Origin of the sequence: Methylobacterium sp. WL12, from assembly GCF_008039475.1 — a bacterium.
Classification (GTDB): Bacteria; Pseudomonadota; Alphaproteobacteria; order Rhizobiales; family Beijerinckiaceae; genus Methylobacterium; species Methylobacterium cerastii.
The window spans coordinates 1-21273 of sequence record NZ_VRUW01000020.1; the positions used below are offsets into that span (position 1 = coordinate 1).

The window sequence follows — 21273 nt, forward strand, 5'->3', positions numbered from 1 at the left end:
TGCCGGGGGGGCTTACGAAGGGGCTTGCCGGGGGGCCTACCAAGTCGGGCGCTTGACCTCCGCCGGGTTGCCGGGCTTCGATCGCCCGATCGCAGCCCGAACCCATGGCGACCATGTCCAAGCCTTCGTCCAAGACCGCCGAGTCGTTCGGGGTCGCGACGCGCCTCGTCCATGCTGGGCGCGATCCGTCGGCGCAGCACGGGTTCGTCAACACGCCGATCTATCGCGGCTCCACCGTGCTGTACCCGACCTACGACGACATCGTGCACCGGCGCGGGCGCTACAATTACGGCACCAGCGGTACGCCGACAATGGACGCGCTCACCGACGCGTGGACCGCGTTGGCGGGCGCGGCCGGCACGGTGGCGACGCCCTCGGGCCTGTGCGCGCTTTCCGTCGCGCTGATGGCCTCGGTCTCGGCCGGCGACCACCTGCTCGTCGCCGATTCCGCCTACCGCCCAACCCGGATCTTCTGCGACGGGCTGCTCGCCCGCTTCGGCGTCGAGACGACCTATTACGACCCGCTGGTCGGCGCCGGCATCGCGGGCCTGATGCGCGACAACACCAAGGCGGTGCTCGTCGAGGCGCCGGGCTCGCAGAGCTTCGAGATGCAGGACGTGCCGGCGATCGCCGAGGCGGTCCACGCCCGCGGCGGCACCGTCATCATGGACAACACCTGGGCGACGCCGCTGCTGTTCCCGCCCCACGAGCGCGGCGTCGACATCGCCGTCGAGGCCGGGACCAAGTACCTCAGCGGCGGCTCCGACCTGCTGCTGGGCCTGACCTCGGCCAACGCCACGCATTTCCCGGCGGTGCGGCGGACCTTCGACCAGATCGCCCCCTGCGCCGGCCCTGAGGACATGTTCCTGGCGCTCCGCGGCCTGCGCACGATGAGCCTGCGGCTGCGCGAGCACGGCCGCGCCGGCCTCGAGATGGCGCGGTGGCTCCAGGCGCGGCCGGAGGTGCTGCGCGTCCTCCATCCGGGTCTGCCAGAGGATCCCGGCCACGCGATCTGGACACGCGACTTCTCCGGCGCGTCGGGACTGTTCGGCGTCATCCTCAAGCCGGTCTCGGAGACGGCCCTTGCCGCGATGCTCGACGGCCTGGAGCTGTTCGGGATGGGCTTCTCCTGGGGCGGCTTCGAGAGCCTCGTGATTCCCTTCGACTGCAAGCCCTACCGCACGGCGACGCAGTGGGCGCCCGGCGGCCCGGCCCTGCGCTTCCACATCGGGCTCGAGGACGTCGCCGACCTGAAGGCAGACCTCGACGCGGGGTTCTCGCGGTTGCGGGCAGCGGGCTGAGGCGGCCTCACGGTACCCGCCATTCGCCCTGCCACCCCTCCCCTTCGCGCCGCCAGCCGGCGCGGCGGTGGCCGCGGCGGTCGAGGTAGAGGAAGTCGAGGGCTTCGGCGCGGACGAGCACGGCGGCGAAGTTCGGGCGGCCGGGCGGCGCTTCCGTTTCGTCGGGCAGCGCGTAGCCGCCGCCGGCCTCGATCGCGGTGCCGGGCGCGGGCGCGATGCCGTAGCAGACCCGGCTCATCGGCCGCGAGCCGTCCCAGGCCGCGTCGGCCACGGCGTCGTCGAGGTGGACGTGGGCGCTGCCCTCGATCCGGATCTGGACCTTGGCGGCGCGATCGTAGGCGTGGAGGGCGCAATGCCGCCCGGCGGCGACCTCGGCGGCCTTGTCCGAGCGGCGGTCGCAGTGGAAGCGCAGGATGCCGGTGGCGGCGTCGGCCTGCCGCAGCACCACCGTGCGGCTGCGCGGCCGCCCTGTACGGTCCAGTGTCGCGACGCTCGGCGTGTGGAACGCGCTCCGCCCGTGTGCGACTCCGTCCGCCAGCAGCCGCCACAGCTCGGCGAAGGCCGCGTCCAGGTCGGCGTGGAACGCCGGGAGCGGGTCGCGGGCATCGTCCTGTGGCATCGGGCTCCGGGCGGCGTGGGGGTTGGACGGGTCGAGACGAAACACGGGCGCAGCGCCGGATCAAGCGCGGCGTCGCCGCGTTGCGCGCGCAACGCCGAACCGGAAAAACTAGGCGGCGTGTCCTAGCGTGCCTTGACGCACCCCTATCATTTGTTACGAATCGGCATCGCGTCGGCAAGCGTCGCGCGGCTTCCGCTCTCAGAGAGACGTCGACGATATGCCGTGGATGATGGCCATGCTGTTCGGGCTGCCCTGTGCCCTCGGCTTTCTCTGCCTCTACGCCGACCGCCATCTCGCCCGGTTCTCCGACGCCCACGACGACCTGTGGACGCTGCCGCGACCGTCGTCCCTGCGGCGCTGATCGCACAGCGGTCCCCGGGACCGGTCGGCTCGAGCGGAGCGCCCGCTCAGCCGGCCTTGGTCTCGGCCGCGCGCCGGTTGCGGAAGATCAGGGCGAGGTTGCGCAGGTAGATCCCGGTCGAGAGGCCTTGGCCGATGATGATCACCGGCTCGCGGCGCACGAAGCCGTAGACCAGGGTCATGATCCCGCCGGCGATCGACAGGAACCAGAACGAGAGCGGGATCACGCTCCGGCCCGCCCGCTCGCTCGCGATCCATTGCAGGATGAAGCGCGACCCGAACACGAGCTGCGCGACGATGCCGAAGACCAGCCAGAAGTCGAACCGGGTCACGAACACGTCGTAGAAGTAGTCCGGCAGGTCTTTCGCCAACTGGATCAGCATCAGGTCCGGACCTCGGTGACGGCGGGCGTCGGCCGCTTGCGGCGGATCAGCCACCAGACGCCGGCGAGATCGAGCAGGCCGACCCAGAGCCGGTCGAACAGCCCGTAATTCGACACGCCGGTGAAGCGCGGCCGGTCGACCACGTCGCGGTGCACGATGGCGAAGCCCTCGCGGACCACGAGCGCCGGCATGAACCGGTGCAGGGCGTCGAAGTACGGCAGGCGCAGGTAGACCGCGCGGCGGAAGACCTTGAGGCCGCAGCCGGTGTCGCGGGTGGAATCGTTGAGGATCCGGCCCCGCACGCCGTTGGCGATGCGGGATTGGATCATCTTGAAGCGCCCGTCCTTGCGGCCCTTGCGCTGCCCTTGAGCGAGGCCGGCTCCCTCGCCCGCCTGCTCGAGCGCCGCCACCAGGACGGGGATGAAGGCCGGGTCGTTCTGGCCGTCGCCGTCGAGCGTCGCGACGATCGGGCCGGCCGCCGCCGAGACGCCGCTGCGCACGGCAGCCGACTGGCCGCCGCTGCGGGCGTGGCGCAGCACGCGCAGCCACGGGCGGCCCTGCCGCGCGGCCTCGAGCGCGGCCGGCGTCGCGTCGGTGGAGCCGTCGTCGACGTAGATCAGCTCGAACGGCGCCAAGCCTGCGCAGGCGGCCTCGATCTCGGCGACGAGGCCCGCGATGTTGCCGGCCTCGTTCTTCACCGGCACCACGATGCTGAGGCGGGGGGAGGTCGGGTTCATGGGGCCACCGTCTGAGCCGCGGGCGTCACCGCGTAGGCGGTGAGGTCGACCCGGCGGCCGGCGTTGATGTTGAAGCCGGACACCTGCCCGACCGCCTTCGGCCCGGCGCCGCCGACGGGCCACGCGTCGGCGAAGTCGGCGGCCGAGCGCTGCTCGACGAAGACCAGGCGGCAGCCGCCGGCGTTGAGGAAGGCCAGCGCGTCGGCGCCGGTGTTCGGGGTGGCGAGGTCCGTTCCGATCAGGAACACCAGGCTCGGCTCGCGGTAGCCGAGGCTCGCGACCTGCGGCCGGCACGGCAGCGCGTCGCGGATCGCGGCGAGCCGATTCGAGACCTTCAGCGCCGGGATCTCGGTCTGCGCCAGCCCAAGCACCGCGGGCGAGAGCAGGCAGGCGGAGAGGATCGCGAACACCATCGCCCGCTCCGGGCCGCCCCGCGCGTAGGCCATCCAGGCGGCGCAGGCCAGCGCGCAGGCGGTTCCGAGCAGCGGCAGCGACAGCACGGGCAGCACCCGATCGAGGCGCCACGCGACCGCGACGAGGCCGATCGTCAACCCGACGGGAATCGCCGGCACGAGCAGCGCCACCGCGCGCGCGCCGCGCCGGGTCGGATCGAGGGCGCCGGCGCGCAGCGCCAGCACGGTGAGGATCGCCACCATCGGCATCAGCGGCAGGACGTAGTGCGGGAGCTTGGTCGGCACCGCCTCGAACATCGCCCAAGCCGGGACGATCGACGCCAGCAGGAAGGCGACGGCATCGTCCCCGCGGCGGCGCCACGCGAACGGGATCGCCAGGGCGGCGAAGGCGGCGCCGGGCCAGTAGGTCGCGAAGAACACCAGCGCGTAGGTGCCCGGCGGCGCCCAGTGCTTCTCCTTGGCGCTGCCGACCTTGGCCAGCATGTCGTGGCCGACGGCTTCGGTGAAGAAGGCGCCGCCGCTGCGCCAGGCGATCGCCAGGAACCACGGCGCGACGATGAGGGCGACGATCGCGAGGCCGGACCACGGGCGCAGCGACAGGATCCAGCGGCCGGAGCGCGCCTTCCACGACAGCGCCAGCATCGGCAGGCCGACGAACAGCGGCACCATCGGGCCCTTCACTAGGATGCCGAGGGCCAGCCCGAGCCAGAAGGCGAGCCGGCCTGCGGTCGAAGGGCCCGGGCCGGACCGGCCGAGCCAGGCGCGGGCGAGCGCGCCCAGCGAGGCGACCGAGCACGCGGTCAGCAGCGCGTCGGTCTTGGCGAGGTGCGCTTCGGCCGCGAGCATCAAGCAGGCGCCGAACAGGGCGCTGGCGAGGAAGGCGCCGCGGCGGGCGAGGAAGGCGAGCGCCGCCCAATAGGCCAGCAGTACGGCGGCGGTCGCGCCGAGCAGCGAGGGGATGCGGTAGAGCGCGATCGCGGTCCGCGCCTCGGGCACGCCGAGCGCTTCGACCGCCGCCACCGCGGCGGCCTGCGCCCAGTAGATGCCCACCGGCTTCTTGTGGCGGGCCTCGCCCTGGAAGCGGATGTCGACGCCGTCGCCGGTCTCGAGCATCTGCTTCGAGGCCTGGGCGAAGCGCGGCTCGTCCCGGTCCATCGGCTGCAGCGAGATCTGGCCGGGCAGGAAGCAGACGAGGCAGAGCGCGAGGAGCCACGCGCAGGCCCGCGCATGGCTCGCCGACACGGTGTTCAGGAGGAAGTCGCCGAACGCGAAGCCGGGGCCGGGCCGCGCGGCAAGGACGGGTCGCCCCGCGGCTTCGCTGGGGGTCATGGGCGCCGTGCGGACGGGAGGGGGTAAGCCGAGAAGGCGGTCATGCGCGGCTCCGGAACCGGCAACCGGCCTCGTCGTTCGGTCGATGCCCTGACGGGCGGCGGTGTCGATGATGCGGGCGGGATTGTCAAATGCCGGCCCCGCCGCCAAAGCCGCGGGGCCGGTCACAGGATGCGGGCTACGCCCGGTCGACGCTGGCGGCGGTGATCTCGGCGATCTTGGTGGCGCCGGCCTGGCGCATGATCGTCTCGAACTCGCGTTGCAGGATGTTGAGGACCGCCTCGACGCCGGGCTGGCCGAAGGCGGCCAAGCCCCAGACGTAGGGGCGGCCGACGCAGACGCCGGTGGCGCCCAGCGCCAGAGCCTTGAGCACGTCGGTGCCGCGGCGGAAGCCGCCGTCGATCAGCACAGGCACCCGGCCGTTCACCGCCGCCACGACCTCCGGCAGCACGCCGATAGTCGATTGCAGGCTCTCCTCGGCCCGGCCCCCGTGGTTCGACACGATCAGCGCGTCGACGCCGTGGTCGAGGGCCGTCTTCGCGTCCTCCTTGGTGACGATGCCCTTGAGCACGAGCTTGCCCTTCACGATGCCGCGCAGGCGCCGCACGTAGTCCCAGGTCATGCCGGTCCCGTAGAGGTTGGTCACGCGATCGACGTCGATCCCGTCGAACATCGGCTTGCGGCTCACCTCGTTCTTGAAGCCGGGCGTGTGGCAGTCGGTGCAGGTGCGGGTGTCGGTGCGGCGCTCGCGGAACAGGGTCTCGGTGTTGCGCCCGCCCTGGCGGTCCACCGTCAGCACGATGGCCGGCGCGCCGGCCTTCTCCGCGCGCTTCACCAGCGCCTCGGTCACCGCCCAGTCGTCGGTGGGGTAGAGCATGAACCAGACCGGGGCGCCGCGCTCCTTGATCACGTCCTCGATCGCCGACGACCCCACCGTCGACAGGATCATCGGGTGGCCCTTCACCCGGGCGGCCCGCGCCACCGCCAGCTCGGCGTCCGGGTGGAACGCGCCCTGGCTGCTCACCGGCGCCAGCGCAATCGGGCTCGCCCAGGTCTCGCCGAAGATCTTCACGCTCGTGTCGATCTTGCGCACGTCGATCAGCCGGCGGGCGCGGATGCGGATGTGCTCGAACCCGTCGCGGTTCGCCTTCAGGGTTTCGTCGCCGTCGACGCCGCTGGCGAGGTAGCCGTAATGGGCCGGCGGCAGCTCCTTCTTGGCTACCATCTCGAAGTCGAACACGTTGAGCGCCTGGGCCGGCGCGGCGATCAGGTCGCCGTTCATCACCGGCGCCTGCCGCAGCACGTCGTAGCTCTGGGCGAGCGCCCGCGAGGCGCCCGATTCAAGCAGCGTCGCCAGCGTGCCGACCGCCCCCGACGCGAGGATCGGGCTGGCGGAGAAGAACTCCAGCAGCTTGCGGCGGCTGATGGCAGGATCGGTCGCGGCGGCGGGCCGGGGATGCAGGCGGTCGGACATATGATTCTCGAAAGGCCAAGTTCTACAGAGACTTGTGCTTGGCCTTCGGCGAGCTTGGCAACAAGGCGCGCCCGCGCACGGCAGGTATGTTGCAGCGCACAAGATCCGGTTTTGTCACGGTGCGATCGCGGTGATAGGATCGGGTTTGCGGATTCGGCCGACTTGCCGAGCCGCCGAGGTGAGCGCTGGATGCCCTTTCAGATCGGATTGCTCGCCTTCCCCGGCGTTCAGCAGCTGGACCTGACGGCGCCCTACGAGGTCTTCGTCGGCGTGCCCGGCGCGGAGGTTCACCTCGTCGCCGCGAGCCTTGCGCCGGTGCGCAGCGCGACCGGGCTGATCCTGACGCCGACCACGACCTTCGCCGATTGTCCGGCCCTCGACGTGCTCTGCGTGCCCGGAGGCGTCGGCGTGAACGCGTTGATGGTGGACGACGCAGCCCTCGCTTTCGTGCGCCGACAGGCCGAAGGCGCGCGCTACGTCACGTCGGTCTGCACGGGCGCGATGTTGCTCGGGGCCGCGGGCCTGCTTCACGGCGTCCGGGCGACGACCCATTGGGCCGCGCACGATCTGCTGTCCGCCTTCGGAGCGATCCCGGTGCGCGAGCGCGTGGTGCGCGACGGCCGCTTCGTGACCGGGGGCGGCGTCACCGCCGGCCTCGACTTCGCCCTGACGCTGGCAGCCGAACTCGTCGGCCGTGAGCGCGCCGAGGCGATCCAGCTCGGCCACGAATACGCTCCCGTTCCTCCCTTCGACGCCGGCACGCCCGAAACCGCGTCGCCCGCCGTGCTGGCGGCGGCACGCGCGCGCATCGCCCCGAGCCGGGCCGAGCGCGAACGCATCGTCGCGGCGCTGACCGGCGTGGCCGTGACGCGAATGGAATGGGAGTAGGCTTGAGCGTCGTGTGGAAGTATCGTCGCCGCCGATATTTTTGTGTCTGAATATTTTCAAGATGTCGAGTTTCGTTTCTAGGGCGGCATCATGGGTATAGCAGATATAATTCGTTACACACCGCGTATTAACGATAAAATCTCTAATCAGGGTTGGCTCGGGAGCGGTCGGTCGGCACGCCGACGTCGGTGTTCTTATCGGGCGCGGCCGTTCCCTGAAGGAGATCTACGATGAGCCTGATGGATGCGCTCTCGAACGCCATCACCGGCACATCGGCGCAATCCTTCGCGCTGAACAACATTTCCGGGAACATCGCCAACAGCACGACGGCCGGCTTCAAGAACACGGATACGATCTTCGCCGACATGCTCGCACAGACCGAGGCCGGCACGCAGCCCGCCGGCGGCGTCGCGATCAGCACGCGGTCGAACCTCGGGCTTCAGGGCACGGTGGGATCGACCGGCATCGCGACGAACCTCGCCATCGGCGGCGACGGCTACTTCATCGTCCGGCAGAATCTCGGGACGGCATCGACGCCGAGCTTCGGGTCGGACCTCGCTTATACCCGGCGCGGCGACTTCGCGCCGGATGCCAGCGGGTATCTCGTCAACGGGACCGGGTATTACTTGTTCGCCGGATCCTCGAAGGGTGCGCCGGTCCAGATGCCGCCCACCGGCACGAGCGCGCTCTCCAGCCTGTCGGTCTCGCCCGCCGGCGCCCTCACCAGCACCCTGTCGGATGGCAGCACCCAGGCGCTCGGAACCCTGACCCTGGCCCAGTTCGGCGCGCGGGACACCCTCGCCTCGCTCGACGGCGGCGCCTTCGTGGCGACCGCGAGCACCGGGGCGCCGAGCTTCGGCCTGAACGGCGCGACCGTCACCGCCGGCTCGGTCGAGCAGTCGAACGCGAGCATCTCGGATCAGTTCTCAAAGATGATCGAGACCCAGCAGGCCTATACGTCCAACACCAAGGTCATCGGCACCGTCAACGAGATGCTGCAATCCGCCATCGCGATGTACGTCTGACGCAGCCGCGCTGATCTCAACGCGCGGTGCGGAACACCTGCAGGTCGAGGTCCCGCACCTTCTTGCGCAGGGTGTTGCGGTTGACGCCGAGCAGCTCCGCCGCACGGATCTGGTTGCCCCGGGTGGCGGCCAGCGCCGCGCCGATCAGCGGGCCTTCGATCTCGCGCAGGATGCGGTGGTAGAGGCCGGGTGGCGGCAGGGTGTCCCGGTAGTTGGAGAAGTAATCCGACAGGTGGCGCTCCACCGCGCCGGACAGGGTCTCGTTGTCGGCGCCGGCCTTGCGGGCGGTGCCGTTGCCGGCCGAGGCCGGGGGGCTGAGCGGCAGCGTATCGAGCTCCGCCTCGATGACCGGGCCGGTGATGGTCTCCTGCGGGTAGAGGGCGGCCAAGCGTCGGACGAGGTTCTCGAGCTCGCGCACGTTGCCGGGCCAGCGGTAGCGCTTCAGCCGCTCCATCGCCTCGCCGTCGAGCATCTTTCGCGTCAGGCCCTCGCGCTCGACCTGGATGAAGAAGTGGCGGACGAGGTCCGGCACGTCCTCGGAGCGCTCGCGCAGCGCCGGCAGCCGCAGCGGCACCACGTTGAGCCGGAAGAACAGGTCCTCGCGAAAGATCCCCTGCTGGATCGAGATGCGCAGATCCTTGTTGGTCGCGGCGATGATGCGGACGTTGGTCTTGATCGGCACCCGGCCACCGACCGTGGTGTACTCGCCCTGCTGCAGCACGCGCAGCAGCCGGGTCTGCGCCTCCATCGGCATGTCGCCGATCTCGTCGAGGAACAGCGTGCCGCCCTCCGCCTGCTCGAAGCGGCCGGCGGAGCGCTGCAGCGCGCCGGTGAAGGCGCCCTTCTCGTGGCCGAACAGCTCGGATTCGATCAGGTCGCGCGGGATCGCGGCCATGTTGACCGGCACGAACGGCCCGGTGCGGCGGCGGCCGTAATCGTGGAGCGCGCGCGCCACCAGCTCCTTGCCGGTGCCGGATTCGCCGGTGATCATCACGGTGAGGTCGGTCGGCATCAGCCGGGCGAGCGCCCGGTAGATCTCCTGCATCGCCGGCGAGCGCCCGACGAGCGGGATGTCCTCGTTGTCGGGGGCCGAGGCGGCCGCCGCCGTACCGCGGGGCCGCGACAGCGCCCGGCCGACGATGGCGATCAGCTCCTTCAGGTCGAAGGGTTTCGGCAGGTACTCGTAGGCGCCGCGCTCGGACGCGCGGATCGCGGTCATGAAGGTGTTCTGCGCGCTCATGACGATGACCGGCAGCTCCGGCCGCACCCGCTTGATCCGCGGCAGCAGGTCGAACACGTTCTCGTCGGGCATGACCACGTCGGTGATGACGAGGTCGCCCTCCCCTTGCGCCACCCAGCGCCACAGGGTAGCGCAGTTGCCAGTGGACCGGACTTCGTAGCCGGCCCGCGACAGCGCCTGGTTCAGGACGGTGCGGATCGCGGCGTCGTCGTCCGCGACGATGATGTGGCCGTTGGGCATGACTCTTACTCGGGCTCCGCGACCGCTTCGCGCCCGTCGCGGGCGCTCGACATGGGCAGCAGGATTCGGAAGGCGGTGCGGCGGGGGGCGGGATCGCACTCGACGATGCCCCCATGGTCGCCGACGATCTTGGCGACCAATGCAAGTCCGAGGCCGGAGCCTTGCGCCTTCGTCGTCACGAACGGATCGAACAGGTCCGGGAGCAGGTCTGGCGAGATGCCCGGGCCGTTGTCGCGCACCGCCACCTCGATCGGCAGGCTGACGCGCTCGCGCGAGCCCGGGACCTGGAGGCGCAGGCCGGTGCGGAAGGCGGTCGACAGGGTGATCTCGCCGTCGACCGCGTCGGCGCCGATCGCTTCCGCCGCGTTCTTCACGAGGTTCAGGATCACCTGGACCAACTGGTCGCGGTTGCCGAGCACCGGCGGCAGCGACGGGTCGTAGGTCTCGACGAAGCGGATGTGGCGCCCGAAGCCGGATTGCGCCGAGCGCTTCACCTGGTCGAGCACCCCGTGGACGTTGACCGGGCCGCGCTCGACCGGCCGCTCGTCGCCGAACAGCTCCATCCGCTCGACGATCCGCACGATCCGGTCGGTCTCCTCGCAGATCAGGCTGGTCAGCACCCGGTCCTCCTCGGGCCCGGACTGCTCGAGCAGCTGGGCCGCGCCGCGGATGCCGGCGAGCGGGTTCTTGATCTCGTGTGCGAGCATCGCGCCGAGCGCCACCATCGAGCGCGCCGCGCCGCGATGCGTGAGCTGGCGGTTCATCTTGTCGGCGATGGTGCGCTCCTGGAGCATCAGCACCACCGCCTCGGCGTCGTCCCCGAGCGAGGTCGCGAACACGTCGACGCTGCGCTCGGCGCCCGAGCGCGGCTGGGTCAGCTCGACCCGGTACTCGCTGACGCTGGAGCCTCGGCGGCGCACCTCCGCCACCAGCGCGATGATCGGCGAGGCGAAGGGGATGATGTCGCGGAGCCGACGCCGCTGCATCAGCCGGGCGGAGTAGTCGAAGAACGCCTCGGCCGCGTGGTTGCAGTGCATGATGCGATCGTCCGCGCCGATGGTCAGCACCGGCAGCGGCAAGGCGTTGATCACGGCCTCCGCGCTCGGCATGCCGCGCGGTCTCGCCGCAAGGTCCTTGCTCGAAGCCTCATGGCCGACCGGCACGGCGTCGCCCCTACTTTCCCCGTCGCTCATGCGGCCTCCGCGATCGCCGGGGCGGCCTCGAAAGCGGCCCGCAGGAGCCGATCCGCCACCTCCGGGTCGGTGGTGGTCAGGAGCCGCGTGCGTTCGGATGCGCCGAGGCCGCCGGCGGCCTCGGCATAGGCCGCCAGGTGCTTGCGGGCGTGGCGCACCCCCATGTGTGGGCCGTAGAGCGCAATGAGCCCAGCGTAGTGCGACGCCGCCAGCGCCGCCCGCTCCGTCCGCGAGAGCGACGGCACCGGGCGCCCGGCCAGGCCCGCGGCGATGGCGCCGACGAGCCACGGCCGCCCGACGGCCGCGCGGCCGACCATGATGCCGGCGGCACCCGAAGCCGTCAGGCACGCCCTGGCGGTGGCCAGGTCCGTCACGTCGCCGTTGGCGATGACGGGGATCGACACCGCGGACACGACCGCGCGAATCGCCGCCCAATCGGCGCTGCCCTTGTAGAATTGCTGGCGGGTGCGGCCGTGCACGGTCACCGCGTTCAGCCCCAGCGCCTGCGCCCGGCGGGCGAGGTCCGCCGCGTTCAGGCTCTGGTGGTCCCAGCCGAGACGCATCTTCACCGTCACCGGGATCGACACCGCCTCGCGGACCGCCGCAAGCAGGCGGCCGGCGTGGTCGAGGTCGCGCATCAGCGCCGAGCCGGAGGCGATGCCGGTGACGACCTTGGCCGGGCAGCCCATGTTGACGTCGATCACGTCCGCGCCGTTCGCCTCGGCGATCCGCGCGGCCTCCGCCATCGGCTCGGGCGCGCAGCCGGCGAGCTGGACGACGTGGGGCGCGATGCCCGAGCCCTCCGCGCGAAGGCGCGCCTCCTCCGACCCGCGGGCGAACTCGGCGGCCGCGACCATCTCCGACACCACCGCGCTCGCGCCGGCGCCTCGAGCGATCCGGCGCATGTGCAGGTCGGTGACGCCCGACAGCGGCGCCAGCAGCACCACTGGGTCGACCGAGCGCTCCCCTCGCAGGACGCTCAAATAATGATCAGCTATCATTCTGCACAACAAATAGACAAAAGCGGTTCGATGCAAGCCCTAAGGCGGGGGTCGGGCGGGGAACCGCGCGATTTGATTTCGCTTCATCCCCCGCTTAAACGACAGGCAGATTTTTGAGGACCCGGACCGGCCGCATGGCAGGCGGTCGCGGCCACGGCACGACGGAACCCCAGCCATGTCCGAACCCGGATCGAGCGTCGCCGTCGTCGTCGTGGCGGCCGGTCGCGGCATCCGCATCGGCGGCGGGATGCCCAAGCAATACCACCGCGTCGGCGGGCAGGCGGTCCTCACCCGCACCCTCGACGCCCTCGGGGGCGATTCCGTCATCGACCGCATCCAGGTGGTGATCGCGGCCGACGCGGCGGCGTTCTTCGAGACCTGCCGCGCCGAGCTGTCGCCCTCGGTCGCCGACAAGCTGCTGCCGCCGGTCGAGGGCGGCGCGACGCGGCAGGATTCGGTCCGGGCCGGCCTCGAGGCGCTCGCCGCGGCCGGGGCCCCGGACGTCGTCCTCGTCCACGACGCGGCCCGGCCTTTCGTCGATTCCGAGCTGATCGCGCGCGCGGTCGCCGCCGGCCGCGACCACGGCGCCGCGGTTCCGGGCGTGGCGGTCGCCGACACGATCAAGCTCGTCGAGGACCGGGACGGCATCGGGCGCGTGCGCGAGACCCCGGCCCGCGAGAATCTGCGCGCGGTGCAGACGCCGCAGGCCTTCGCCTTCGGCCTGCTGCGCGCTGCGCACCGGGCCGCGGCCGAGGAAGGCCTCCACGCCTTCACCGACGACGGGGCGCTGGCCGAATGGGCCGGGCACGCTGTCGTGGTGTTCGCCGGCGACCTGCGCAACCGCAAGATCACCCAACCCGCCGACCTGATCGAGGCCGACCGGGCTTTCGCCGGCCCGTCCCCCACAAGCTCGGGCGCGGAGACCGCCAAGGACATTGCCATGACCGCTTACGTGACCCGCCTCGGCACCGGCTTCGACGTGCACGCCTTCACCGAGGGCGACCACGTCTGGCTCGGCGGCGTGAAGATCCCGGCCGACCGCGGCGTGCTCGCCCATTCCGACGGCGACGTCGCCCTGCACGCGCTGACCGATGCCCTGCTCGGCGCCATCGCCGACGGCGACATCGGCACGCATTTCCCGCCCTCCGACGAGCAGTGGCGCGGTGCATCCTCGGACAGGTTCCTCGCCCACGCCTGCACGCTGGTGCGCGCGCGCGGCGGCCGCATCGACCACCTCGACATCACGGTGCTGGCGGAAGCCCCCCGCATCGGCGCCCACCGCGAGGCGATCCGCGCGCGCATCGCCGAGATCTGCGCCGTGCCGCTCACCGCGGTGTCGATCAAGGCGACGACGACGGAGAAGCTCGGCTTCGTCGGCCGCGCGGAAGGCCTCGCCGCCCAGGCCGCCGCCACGGTGCGGCTGCCGGAGGACGCGAAGGCCGACCCCGTCGACGCCCAGGCCGAGACGGCCATGCGCCAGGGCTGACGGCCTCGGGCCGTCACCGCCGGACTTCCTCATCCCGATGATCCGGTGCAGGATGCGGAAATGACGGATCTTCTCGAACAGGCGGTCGCCGCGGCCCGGGGCTTGGCCCCCGACCGGCAGGACGACATCGCCCGCATGGTCCTGAGGATCGCCGAGGAGGCGCGACGGCCGGCCGCCCTGACCGCCGAGGACGAAGCGTCGTTCGCGATCTCCCGCGCGCAGGCCGCCCGCGGCGAGTTCGCCACCGACGACGCGGTGCGGGCGGTCTGGGCGAAGCACGGCTTGTGAAGCTTCGCTTCACGCCTGCGGCCCTCACGGAACTCGATGACACCCTGAGCTACGTTCGCGCGCGCTCGCCGCATGGCGCCGATCGGGTCCAGGCCCGTGCACGCCACGTTGGACCTTTTGCTGCTCCATCCCGAGTCTGGCCGCGGCACGCGCCTGTCCGAGCCGCGGCGGATCGCAGCCAACCCGTATCCGTACGGCGTCTTCTACGAAGTCTCGGGCGATACCATCGTCGTCATCGCGATCCGCCACGCCGCCCGCGATCCCGATTCGATGCCGGACGGCGAGGAGACCTGAGCGATGTTCGACGACGCCCTGCTGGCCCGCGCCAAGGCTCTGGTCGCGGCCTACGCCAAGGCCGGCACCCGAATCGCGACGGCGGAATCCTGCACCGGAGGCCTCGTCGCCGGCCTGCTGACCGCGGTGCCCGGCTCGTCGGCGGTGGTCGAGCGCGGCTTCGTCACCTACTCGAACGAGGCGAAATCCGAGGCGATCGGGGTGCCCGCCGAACTCATCGAGGCGCATGGGGCGGTCAGCGAGGCCGTCGCCCGCGCGATGGCGGACGGCGCGCTCGCGGCCTCGCGGGCCGACGTGGCGGTGGCGATCACCGGGATCGCCGGGCCCGGCGGCGGAAGCGCGGCCAAGCCCGTCGGCCTCGTGCATTTCGGCCTGGCGACAAGAGGTGGCGTACACCACCTGGAGCGGCGCTACGGCGACCTCGGCCGCGCCGAAATCCGACGCCGCGCGGTGCTGGACGCGCTGGACCTACTGGAATCGGCGCTCTGAAGCTGAGCCGCGCGGTTCAGCGACGAGACGAGCTGGACCAACCCTCGCGGAAGCGACGCGCCCCAAACCGCCTGAACCGCCCTCAGGCGGTGCCGTAGACCCGGTCCGCCCGGCTCTCGAAGGCGTCGGTGAACTTGCGGAAGGCGCGGTCGAACATCGTGCCCATCAGCAGGCCGAGGGCGAAGCTCTTAAATTCGTAGGTGATAAAGAAGTCGACGTCGCAACCGCCGTCGCGGCCGGGCTTGAACGCCCAGCGGTTCTCGAGGTGCCGGAACGGGCCGTCGATGTACTCGGCGGTGATCTTGAGGTCCGCGGGGGCGAGGCCGACGCGGGTGGTGAAGCGCTCGCGGATCGCCTTGTAGCCGACGCCCATCTCAGCCACGAGCACCTCCATCCCCTCCCCGGTTCCAGGCTGGCGCCGCAGCACGCGCAGCGATTCGCACAGCGGCAGGAACTCGGGGTAATGCTCCACGTCGGCGACGAGGTCGTACATCTGCTGGGGCGAGTGACGCACCCAGCGGGTGATCCGGAAGGACGGCATCGACGGCTCAGGCTGTGAAGGGGGCGGAGGCGAGAGCTCCCGCGGGCATCAGCGCGCCGCCCCGCTGCGCGGTTCCCTCGGACGAGGTCCGCACCATCGCCGCAGCCGCCTCCGCCGGCACGCCGAGCCGCGCGTTGCGGGCGGCCCGCAGCTTCGAAAAATCCTCGCCGGCATGGTGCGACGAGCGGGTCAGCGGCGTCGCCGAGACCAGCAGGAAGCCCTTGGCGTAGGCGGTGGTCTCGAAGGCCTTGAACTCGTCGGGTGGCACGAAGCGGATCACCTCGTGGTGCTTCTTGGTCGGCTGCAGGTACTGGCCGATGGTGAGGAAGTCGACGTCGGCCGAGCGCAGGTCGTCCATCAGCTGCACGACCTCGTTCCGCTCCTCGCCGAGGCCGACCATGATGCCGGACTTGGTGAAGATCGACGCGTCGAGCTCCTTGACCCGCTGGAGCAGGCGCACCGAGTGGAAGTAGCGGGCGCCGGGTCGGACCGTGAGGTAGTTGCCGGGCACCGTCTCGAGGTTGTGGTTGAACACGTCGGGCCGCGCCGCGACCACGGTCTCCAGCGCGCCGTCCTTGCGCAGGAAGTCCGGCGTCAGGATCTCGATCGTGGTGCCGGGGCTGAGCCGGCGGATCGCCGCGATGGTGCGGGCGAAGTGCTCGGCCCCGCCGTCGGCGAGGTCGTCGCGGTCGACGGAGGTGATGACGACGTGGTGCAGGCCGAGCTTGGCCACCGAGTCGCCGATCTTCTCCGGCTCGTCGGCGTCGAGGGCGCCCGGCAGGCCGGTGCGCACGTTGCAGAAGGCGCAGGCCCGCGTGCAGGTGTCGCCCATGATCATGAAGGTGGCGTGCCGCTTCTCCCAGCATTCGCCGATGTTGGGGCAGCCGGCCTCCTCGCAGACCGTCACGAGGCCGTGCTCGCGCACGATCGCGCGGGTCTCTGCCCAGGCCGGGGACCCCGGCGCCTTCACGCGGATCCAGTCCGGCTTGCGCAGCTGGACCGGCTGGTCCGGCCGGTGCGCCTTCTCCGGGTGGCGGATGCGGGGCGCGAGCGGCGGCCGCGGATCGTTCTTCAGCAGATCGAGGACGGTCGCCATGCCACACCGCGTGCGAGGCACCCGCGGCGCGGGCATCGGGAGAGAGCTTCGACTTAAGGCGTCCGGACCCGTGCCGCAAACCGCCGCGACCGCAGGTCGCCCACGAACCCGAGACAGGGCTTGCGGAATCGTCACGGCGGACCGGCCCGCGCGATCGGCCGCAACCGGCCGCCGGAACCCGGCGGGACCGATCCGGTTCCCTCGGTTTCCAGCCGTACGCGGCCCGCATCGAAGGACGATCGCTTGACCCGGATCCTGCGCCTCGCGCTCGCCGCGCCCCTGTCGCTCGCGCTCGGCGCACACTTTGCGCTCGGCGCCTCTGTCGCCCTCGCCGCCCCCGGCCCGGAGGACAAGCCGGCGCAGAGCGACGGGCTGGTGGTGCCGGGCACCGGGCCGGGCACCAGCGCGGGCGGCGGCCCCTCCGACGTCGGGATCAAGCGCGCCGGATCGAAGGCGGATGCCGAGGGCCGCAACAAGCTCGTTCCTGCCGGCTTCCTCACCACCGACGTGATCGGCATCAAGGTCTCGGACAACGCCGGCAACGCGCTCGGCACCGTCGTCGACCTGGTGATGGAGGACGGGCGCACTCTGACGGCGGTGGTGCTCGACATCGGCGGCTTCCTTGGCGTCGGCACGCGCTACGTCGCGGTGCAGCCGGCCGCCCTGATCCTGTCGCCGGGCGGCGACCGCTACGCCGCCACGCTTGACATGAGCAAGGAACAGCTCGGGGCCGCGCCGGATTTCAAGTACAGCAAGTACAAGCCCCAAAACTGACGCCTCGTCAGGTGGTTGCTGTCGGTTCCGGAGCTTAGGAGCCGGCCAATCCCGGCCCTGCTAGGGCGCCGAAATCCGCCTTCAAGAATGTCGCTTACGGTCAAGCTTGGCTATGACGCCGTCCACGGAGTTTTCGGTGGGAACGGTGATAGTCGAGGCCTTGCGGGAGGCGATCCGGTTGCGCGCGACGCGGCGCTCGCGCGACTTGCGGATCGGCACCAGCGGCTGCGCCCGCACGCCGCCGGCCGGCATCGCCGACCGCGCCGCGCCCTCCGCCCACAGCCTCACGGCCCGCGAACTGATCGCGATGGCGCAGGCCGCGCGCCGGACGCGGAGCAGGGAGACGCGAGAGGGCTGAGGTGTCTTAGATGTTTGGTCCCGGGATTTGGTGGAGCGGGTTTGACCTGAAGCGGCCCGGCTCGGCGGACCATGCTTTGCAGATGGCCTCGTAGGGCGTGAGGCCACGCAGGGTCTTGAGGCGGCGGCCAAAGTTATAGGCGCTGACGAAGTCGGCCAGGTGCGCGCGAAGCTGCTCATGGCTGTCGTAGTGGTAGCGTTTGACCGTCGCGTCCTTGATCGTTCGGTTCATCCGCTCGACCTGACCGTTGGTCCAGGGGTGCCGCGGCTTGGTCAGGCGATGGTCGATATCGTTGCGAGCGCAGGCGGCCTCGAAGCTGTGGGCTCGGAATGTTTCGCCGGCCGCGATCGCTTGCCTGATGATGGAGGCGGCCGAGGCAACGTTGCCGGGTGTCGTGAAGTGGGTGCCGTTATCGGTGAGCACGGTGTGCACCTTGTAGGGCACGGCCTCGATGAGATGGCGAAGGAAGTCGCCTGCGACCCGCCGTGTCGCCTTCTCGTGCAACTCGACAAAGGCGAACTTGGTCGTGCGGTCGATGGCGACGAGCAGGTAGAGCCGCCCTTCCGCCGTGTGAACCTCAGCCAGATCGATGTGGAAGTACCCGAGCGGATAAGCCTTGAAGCGCGAGCGCTTGGGCTTGTCGCCGTCGACCTCCGGCAATCGGCTGATGCCGTGGCGCTGCAGGCAGCGGTGTAGCGACGAACGGGTCAGGTGCGGGATCGTCGCCTGGAGCGCGTAGAGGCAGTCATCGAGCGGCAGGAGCGTGTGACGGCGAAAGGCGACGACGATCGCCTCGTCTTCCAGTGACAACACCGTCGAACGCGGATCCTTCGGCCCCGTGCGCTGGTCGGCGACCGAGGTCCGCTGCCGCCACTTTGAGACCGTCTTCTGGTTGATCCCGTAGCGCTTCGAGAGTGCCCTCAGGCTCGCTTGACTATGCTGGATCGCTCGACGGATCGCCTCCGTCGTCGTGGCGCTGCCGTGAAGAACCTGGCCCATAACGCGTCCCTCCACTCAGACGTGAAGATCGCACCATCAAACCCTGGGATCAAACATTTTCCTCACGCGAGCCGGCATCCACCTCGCTGAAAAATGCTCTAGCCGCCGCCCGGGGCAGCGCCGAGGCCCGCCACCTGGCAGATGTCGCGGGCGGGTTCGGCCAGCACCGTCTGGGCGGCCGCGACTTCAGGTTGCGCGGGCGCCGACACGGCGAGGGTCTGGGCGGCGTGGATCGCCTCGGCCGGGATTGTCTCGGCAAAGGCCATCGCCGTCGGGGCGGGAGGCGGCGTCTGGCTCAGGCTGCCGGCCTTGCGCTTCTCGTAGAAGGCGTTGCCGCCCGCCACCGCCACGTAGTGCATGTTGTCGTAGGGGTATTTCCGGCCGGCGGTGTGGAAGTACATCGCCCGGCCGACCTTGGGGTGGCGTTCGCCGGCCAGGATCGCGTCCGCCGCGTCGGCGACCTTCGACAGGTCCTTCTCCGCCATCGGCTTCGTCAGCACGCCGGCCGCGAATTGCCGTGGCTGGCCGACCACCGAGCAGATGCCGCCGTTCGGGAAGGCGGCGTTCTCCAGGCGGTTCATCACCACCGTCCCGACCGCGAGAAGGCCCTCGGGGTCGCTGCGGTTCGATTCGAAGTACATCGCGCGGCCGAGGCAGTCGCGCTCCGCGTCGGACACCACCATCGGCTTGCCGTGCGTCGCGCCGGTGACGAGGGCGGTGTTCGCGCTGGTGTTGCAGGCGCCGAGGCTCGGTCCGAGCAGCAGGACCGACAGGGCCGGCACCGTCCATCTCGCCCGAACACCCTGCATGCCGTCCCGCCTCCCAGCCCGTCGCCCCGCCGATGCGACGGGTTCCGGCCAAGCTCTGTCCGAAAGGCGCGGATTTTGTGGCGCCCGAATTGTTTGGCGTTGTGGTGAACCGACGGTTGCATCAGCGCAGCTGGGCTTGCGCCTTCAGCATCGCCATGGCGATCTCGCGGAACGCGGCGGTGGGCACGGCGACGGACGGGGTGCGCCCCTCCTCCGGGTTGCCCGCTACGAGCACGCCGACCACCACGGGGCGTCCGCCTTCGACCTGCAGCAGCGCCGAGCCGGATTCGCCGGGCACCGCGCGGCAATCGTGCAGCAGGAGGGGCGCCGGCCCGGGGTTTCGCCACGCGCTGCAATGCCCCTGCGCGGTCATCAGCTGCGGCTTCAGCCGGCTGTAGCCGGCCCGCCGGATCTCGCGCCGGATCGCGGCCGGGTCGGCGTCGGGGGCTGCATCCTCCAGCGTCAGCGGCGTGCCGGGGATCGGCTCGACGAGCTCCACGAGGGCCCAGTCGGCCTGCATGTTCGGTTGCGCGGTGCCGTAGGCGTAGGCGTAGTCGTCCGGCTTGCGGTAGGCGGCGGCCAGGCTGTGGGCGCGGTAGGTGCCCTGGCGATAGCCGGCCACGAAGTGGACCACGCCAGGGTTGACCCAGCGCTTGCGCGGTTCGTCCCACAGGCAGTGGGCGGCGGTGAGCGCGAGCCGCGGTCCGATCAGGGTCGCGGTGCAGGATTGCAGGCGGTTGGTGCCGAGCACCACGTTGAGCTTGCCGATCGCGCTGTAGGGCCAGGCCTCCGCCTCGAAGGTAATGTCCTCAGCGCGCGCGGCGCCGGCCCACAGGCCCGCGCAGAAAAGGACGAGGGCGCGCACCGGCCTCAACCCGCCACGTGGCGGGCGAACGACGCGAGATCGATGTTGCCGCCGCTGATCACCACGCCGACGCGCTTGCCCCGCACGTCGAGGCGGCCGTGCATCACCGCCGCGGCCGCGAGGCAGCCGGTCGGCTCGACGACGAGCTTCATGCGCTCGGCGAAGAAGCGCATCGTGGCGACGAGCTCGTCGTCCGTCACCGTGACGATGTCGGCGACGCGCTCCTGAATGATCGGGAAGGTCATCGATCCGAGGAACGTGGTCTGCGCGCCGTCGGCGATGGTCCGCGGCACCGGGATCGTCACGATCCGCCCCGCGCGGAACGATTGCTGTCCGTCGTCGCCGGCCTCCGGCTCGACGCCGACGACCAAACAGCCCGGCGCGCGCTCGGCGGCGACCAGCGCGCAGCCCGACAGCATGCCGCCGCCGCCGAGGCAGACGACGAGCATGTCGAGCGGCCCGGTCTCTTCGATCAACTCGAGGGCCAGCGTCCCCTGGCCGGCGATCACGTCCGGATGGTCGTAGGGCGGGATCAGGGTTAGGCCACGCGCCTCCGCCAACGTCCGCCCGAGGGCGACGCGATCCTGGGTGTAGCGGTCGTAGCGCACCACCTCGGCGCCGTAGCCCTGGGTCGCCGCGACCTTCATCGCCGGCGCGTCCTCCGGCATCACGATGGTGGCCGGCACGTTCAGGATGCGGCTCGCCAGGGCGATCGCCTGGGCGTGGTTGCCCGAGGAATAGGCGATGACGCCGCGCGCCCGCGCGTCGTCGTCGAGCGCCGCGATCGCGTTGTAGGCGCCGCGGAACTTGAAGGCGCCGGCCCGCTGCAGGTTCTCCGCCTTGAAGAACAGGCTCGCCCCGGTGCGTTCGTCGGCGGTGCGCGAGGTCAACACCGGGGTGCGGTGCGCCACGCCGGCGATGCGCTCGGCGGCGCGCGCCACGTCGGCGAAGGTCGGCAGGCGCTGGGTCGCATCGGTCATCGGCGGCTCGCTGGGGCGCCTGCACCGCTCGCGCCCCGGGCGCGACCCTTCGGCGAGGGAGCCTCGGCCGCATCCTATACGCGCTGCCGGG

Annotated in this window: 23 protein-coding genes and 1 pseudogene; 10 read left to right on the top strand and 14 right to left on the bottom strand. The window is 71.1% G+C overall.

Features of this window, described 5'->3' with window-relative positions:
• Window positions 1-113: 113 nt before the first annotated feature.
• Window positions 114-1301: a cystathionine beta-lyase gene (metC, locus tag FV226_RS10145; protein ID WP_147762796.1), complete on the top strand. Its 1188-nt coding sequence runs from the start codon at window positions 114-116 to the stop codon at window positions 1299-1301.
• A 7-nt stretch (window positions 1302-1308) separates the two neighbouring features.
• On the opposite strand, the gene FV226_RS10150 is transcribed toward metC, so the two are convergent.
• Entirely contained in the window at window positions 1309-1920 is a 612-nt protein-coding gene (locus tag FV226_RS10150) for a pyridoxamine 5'-phosphate oxidase family protein (RefSeq protein ID WP_147762797.1), read from the bottom strand.
• A 226-nt stretch (window positions 1921-2146) separates the two neighbouring features.
• Here FV226_RS10150 and FV226_RS28950 point away from each other — a divergent pair, with 226 nt between their 5' ends.
• Window positions 2147-2281: a hypothetical protein gene (locus FV226_RS28950; protein ID WP_281406034.1), complete on the top strand. Its 135-nt coding sequence runs from the start codon at window positions 2147-2149 to the stop codon at window positions 2279-2281.
• Window positions 2282-2327: 46 nt separating this feature from the next.
• Here the strand turns inward: FV226_RS28950 and FV226_RS10155 are convergent, their stop codons facing one another.
• From FV226_RS10155 to FV226_RS10170, 4 genes are all read right to left on the bottom strand, one after another.
• A complete protein-coding gene (locus tag FV226_RS10155) occupies window positions 2328-2663 on the bottom strand; it encodes a lipid-A-disaccharide synthase N-terminal domain-containing protein (RefSeq protein ID WP_147762798.1) in 336 nt (111 codons plus the stop codon).
• Window positions 2663-3400, bottom strand: a complete 738-nt coding sequence (locus FV226_RS10160) for a glycosyltransferase family 2 protein (protein ID WP_147762799.1) — start codon at window positions 3398-3400, stop codon at window positions 2663-2665. Before FV226_RS10160 ends, FV226_RS10155 begins: the two co-directional genes overlap by 1 nt.
• Window positions 3397-5142: a glycosyltransferase family 39 protein gene (locus FV226_RS10165; protein WP_147762800.1), complete on the bottom strand. Its 1746-nt coding sequence runs from the start codon at window positions 5140-5142 to the stop codon at window positions 3397-3399. The genes FV226_RS10160 and FV226_RS10165 overlap by 4 nt, the downstream gene beginning before the upstream one ends.
• A 178-nt stretch (window positions 5143-5320) precedes the next feature.
• Window positions 5321-6616, bottom strand: a complete 1296-nt coding sequence (locus FV226_RS10170) for an alpha-hydroxy acid oxidase (RefSeq protein ID WP_147762801.1) — start codon at window positions 6614-6616, stop codon at window positions 5321-5323.
• Between the two features lie 189 nt (window positions 6617-6805).
• Between FV226_RS10170 and FV226_RS10175 the strand changes: the two genes are divergently transcribed.
• Window positions 6806-7504 carry a DJ-1/PfpI family protein gene (locus FV226_RS10175; protein ID WP_147762802.1) on the top strand — a complete coding sequence of 233 codons (699 nt, stop codon included), beginning with the start codon at window positions 6806-6808 and terminating at the stop codon, window positions 7502-7504.
• 230 nt (window positions 7505-7734) lie between these two features.
• On the top strand, window positions 7735-8529 hold the full coding sequence (locus FV226_RS10180) for a flagellar hook basal-body protein (RefSeq protein ID WP_147762803.1): 795 nt from the start codon (window positions 7735-7737) through the stop codon (window positions 8527-8529).
• A gap of 16 nt (window positions 8530-8545) precedes the next feature.
• On the opposite strand, the gene ntrC is transcribed toward FV226_RS10180, so the two are convergent.
• From ntrC to dusB, 3 genes are all read right to left on the bottom strand, one after another.
• Complete coding sequence (gene ntrC, locus FV226_RS10185) at window positions 8546-10009, bottom strand: nitrogen regulation protein NR(I) (protein WP_147752036.1); 1464 nt, start codon at window positions 10007-10009, stop codon at window positions 8546-8548.
• Window positions 10010-10014: 5 nt separating this feature from the next.
• The gene (locus tag FV226_RS10190) at window positions 10015-11118 is read right to left on the bottom strand and encodes an ATP-binding protein (protein ID WP_147752054.1); all 1104 of its coding nucleotides are present in this window, start codon (window positions 11116-11118) and stop codon (window positions 10015-10017) included.
• An 80-nt stretch (window positions 11119-11198) separates the two neighbouring features.
• Window positions 11199-12203 (bottom strand): tRNA dihydrouridine synthase DusB, encoded by a 1005-nt coding sequence (gene dusB, locus FV226_RS10195; RefSeq protein WP_147762804.1) that lies wholly within the window; start codon window positions 12201-12203, stop codon window positions 11199-11201.
• A 175-nt stretch (window positions 12204-12378) separates the two neighbouring features.
• On the opposite strand from dusB, the gene FV226_RS10200 reads away from it, so the two are divergent.
• From FV226_RS10200 to FV226_RS10215, 4 genes are all read left to right on the top strand, one after another.
• The gene (locus FV226_RS10200; RefSeq protein WP_147762805.1) at window positions 12379-13689 is read left to right on the top strand and encodes a bifunctional 2-C-methyl-D-erythritol 4-phosphate cytidylyltransferase/2-C-methyl-D-erythritol 2,4-cyclodiphosphate synthase; all 1311 of its coding nucleotides are present in this window, start codon (window positions 12379-12381) and stop codon (window positions 13687-13689) included.
• Between the two features lie 60 nt (window positions 13690-13749).
• Window positions 13750-13977, top strand: coding sequence for a hypothetical protein (locus FV226_RS10205; protein ID WP_147762806.1), 228 nt, complete (start codon window positions 13750-13752; stop codon window positions 13975-13977).
• A gap of 96 nt (window positions 13978-14073) precedes the next feature.
• The gene (locus FV226_RS28565) at window positions 14074-14271 is read left to right on the top strand and encodes a type II toxin-antitoxin system RelE/ParE family toxin (RefSeq protein WP_246685647.1); all 198 of its coding nucleotides are present in this window, start codon (window positions 14074-14076) and stop codon (window positions 14269-14271) included.
• A gap of 3 nt (window positions 14272-14274) precedes the next feature.
• Window positions 14275-14760, top strand: a complete 486-nt coding sequence (locus FV226_RS10215; protein ID WP_147762807.1) for a CinA family protein — start codon at window positions 14275-14277, stop codon at window positions 14758-14760.
• Window positions 14761-14842: 82 nt separating this feature from the next.
• Here the strand turns inward: FV226_RS10215 and FV226_RS10220 are convergent, their stop codons facing one another.
• Window positions 14843-15301 (bottom strand): type II toxin-antitoxin system RatA family toxin, encoded by a 459-nt coding sequence (locus FV226_RS10220; protein WP_147762808.1) that lies wholly within the window; start codon window positions 15299-15301, stop codon window positions 14843-14845.
• 136 nt (window positions 15302-15437) lie between these two features.
• Window positions 15438-16397: pseudogene (gene lipA / locus FV226_RS10225) on the bottom strand (lipoyl synthase); the annotation flags it as partial.
• Between the two features lie 243 nt (window positions 16398-16640).
• On the opposite strand from lipA, the gene FV226_RS10230 reads away from it, so the two are divergent.
• Both FV226_RS10230 and FV226_RS10235 read left to right on the top strand, forming a co-directional pair.
• A complete protein-coding gene (locus tag FV226_RS10230; RefSeq protein ID WP_187273667.1) occupies window positions 16641-17171 on the top strand; it encodes a PRC-barrel domain-containing protein in 531 nt (176 codons plus the stop codon).
• A 136-nt stretch (window positions 17172-17307) separates the two neighbouring features.
• Window positions 17308-17529, top strand: a complete 222-nt coding sequence (locus FV226_RS10235) for a hypothetical protein (protein WP_147762811.1) — start codon at window positions 17308-17310, stop codon at window positions 17527-17529.
• Window positions 17530-17535: 6 nt separating this feature from the next.
• Here FV226_RS10235 and FV226_RS10240 read toward each other — a convergent pair whose 3' ends face one another.
• The 4 genes from FV226_RS10240 to FV226_RS10255 all read right to left on the bottom strand — a co-directional run bounded on the left by FV226_RS10240 (window position 17536) and on the right by FV226_RS10255 (window position 21182).
• Window positions 17536-18528: an IS481 family transposase gene (locus tag FV226_RS10240; RefSeq protein ID WP_147762812.1), complete on the bottom strand. Its 993-nt coding sequence runs from the start codon at window positions 18526-18528 to the stop codon at window positions 17536-17538.
• A 98-nt stretch (window positions 18529-18626) separates the two neighbouring features.
• Entirely contained in the window at window positions 18627-19310 is a 684-nt protein-coding gene (locus FV226_RS10245) for a cell wall hydrolase (protein WP_246685473.1), read from the bottom strand.
• 148 nt (window positions 19311-19458) lie between these two features.
• The gene (locus FV226_RS10250) at window positions 19459-20202 is read right to left on the bottom strand and encodes a trypsin-like peptidase domain-containing protein (RefSeq protein ID WP_187277340.1); all 744 of its coding nucleotides are present in this window, start codon (window positions 20200-20202) and stop codon (window positions 19459-19461) included.
• Between the two features lie 5 nt (window positions 20203-20207).
• Window positions 20208-21182 carry a threo-3-hydroxy-L-aspartate ammonia-lyase gene (locus FV226_RS10255; protein WP_147762814.1) on the bottom strand — a complete coding sequence of 325 codons (975 nt, stop codon included), beginning with the start codon at window positions 21180-21182 and terminating at the stop codon, window positions 20208-20210.
• Window positions 21183-21273 lie beyond the last annotated feature (91 nt).